The organism is Sulfitobacter sp. 1A15106, from assembly GCF_043556995.1.
GTDB lineage: Bacteria > Pseudomonadota > Alphaproteobacteria > Rhodobacterales > Rhodobacteraceae > Sulfitobacter > Sulfitobacter faviae.
Genome location: NZ_JBIFFM010000037.1, coordinates 1 through 1,352 on the forward strand (window position 1 = coordinate 1; position 1,352 = coordinate 1,352).

General features: G+C 61.5%; 1 protein-coding gene. It reads right to left on the reverse strand.

Annotation, left to right across the window (positions count from 1 at the left end; genetic code table 11):
• Positions 1 to 41: 41 nt before the first annotated feature.
• Positions 42 to 1,223 (reverse strand): IS256 family transposase, encoded by a 1,182-nt coding sequence (locus tag ACGYKA_RS20015; protein ID WP_394418938.1) that lies wholly within the window; start codon positions 1,221 to 1,223, stop codon positions 42 to 44.
• Positions 1,224 to 1,352 lie beyond the last annotated feature (129 nt).

A 1,352-nucleotide genomic window follows, 5' to 3' on the forward strand; every position in this document is an offset into this window, starting at 1 on the left:
GATTGTGCAACCGGTGGTCTGGAAATTCTCTGACACCATGATCACGCATCCTGGCATTCCCACTTTATGTAGGCCTTGGTGTCGGCGGCCCATTTGTCGTCGATCTCCACCAGCACGGCACTGACCAGGCGCTCGAGGGCGGCCTCGTTGGGAAATACCCGGACCTTAACGGTGCGACGTTTCAACTCTTGCTGCACGCTGCGCTCCATCGGGTTGGAGGTGCGCATGCGGCGACGATGGTGTTTTGGCAAGGTGAAGAAGGTGAGGCCCTCAGGGACATTGTCCTCCAGCCAAGCAGCAAGTTTCGGCGCTGTATCGCGATACTCGGTGACCAATTCGGCCAAGCTGGTTTCGGCCTTGGCGAGGGAGGCCGCGTTCCAGATCTCGCGGAGTTCGGCACCGATGCGCTTGCGAACGGCAAGGTTCGGCGCGTGATGGATGGCGTTTTGGGCGAGGTGAAATTGGCAGCGCTGCCATGTGGCCCCGCCGAAGACCGCCCTGCGCGCGGCCCGCAGTCCGGCATGATCGTCAGATACAATGTATTGGACGCCGCGCAAGCCGCGAGCTTGGAGGCTCTCGAGGAAGGCGCGCCAATGCACCTCGGCTTCCGACAGGGCCACAGAGACGCCGAGCACCCGGCGACGCTCATCTGGGCCTATACCGATTGCCGAGAGCACCGCAGCGTCGCGCACGATCCCGCCATGGCGCATCTTTTCATATCGGGCGTCGAGGATCAGATATTTGATCTCGCCCAGAGGCCGATTGCGCCATGCTGCGAGCTCGTCATCGAGCAGCTTTGCAGCGCGGCTGACCTGACTGGAGGACAGGCTCTCGATCCCGAACTCACGCATCACCGCTTCAGCCTCACGGGTGGAAACGCCCTTCACATACATTTCAGCCACTGCCAGCATCACGGCTCGCACCGAGCGCCGCCCGCGCTCCAGCGATTGCGGGTAGAACGGCTGACCATCATGATCGGCAGTCTTGGGCACCCGCACCGAGACCGTGCCTGCGGGTGTGTCGATGCGCTTTGGCTTGTAGCCATTGGCATACCCCTGCCGTCCGGGCGTGCGCTCATAGCGGCCAGCTCCGAGGAAGCGCTCACGCTCTATCTGCATCGCCAACTCGAACGCTCGCGCGAACACTGTCGCCATGTCGTTGGGGCCGTGCTCGATCAGATGTTCCATGAGGGCCTCAACCGTTGTATCCTGTCGCTCGTCCATTTGTCCGTCTCCATGATGAGTTTGCACTTCCATGGAATACCAGAATGGGCAGCTTCTGCCGGGGCGCGCCCCGGCAGAAGCTCATGGCGCCAGCATCAAATGAATTTCCAGACCTGAAGTTACACCACC

Bases quoted from the DNA above. Each gene is read 5' to 3' on its own strand.
- ACGYKA_RS20015 (WP_394418938.1), bottom strand. From the start codon at position 1,223: ATGGACGAGCGACAGGATACAACGGTTGAGGCCCTCATGGAACATCTG.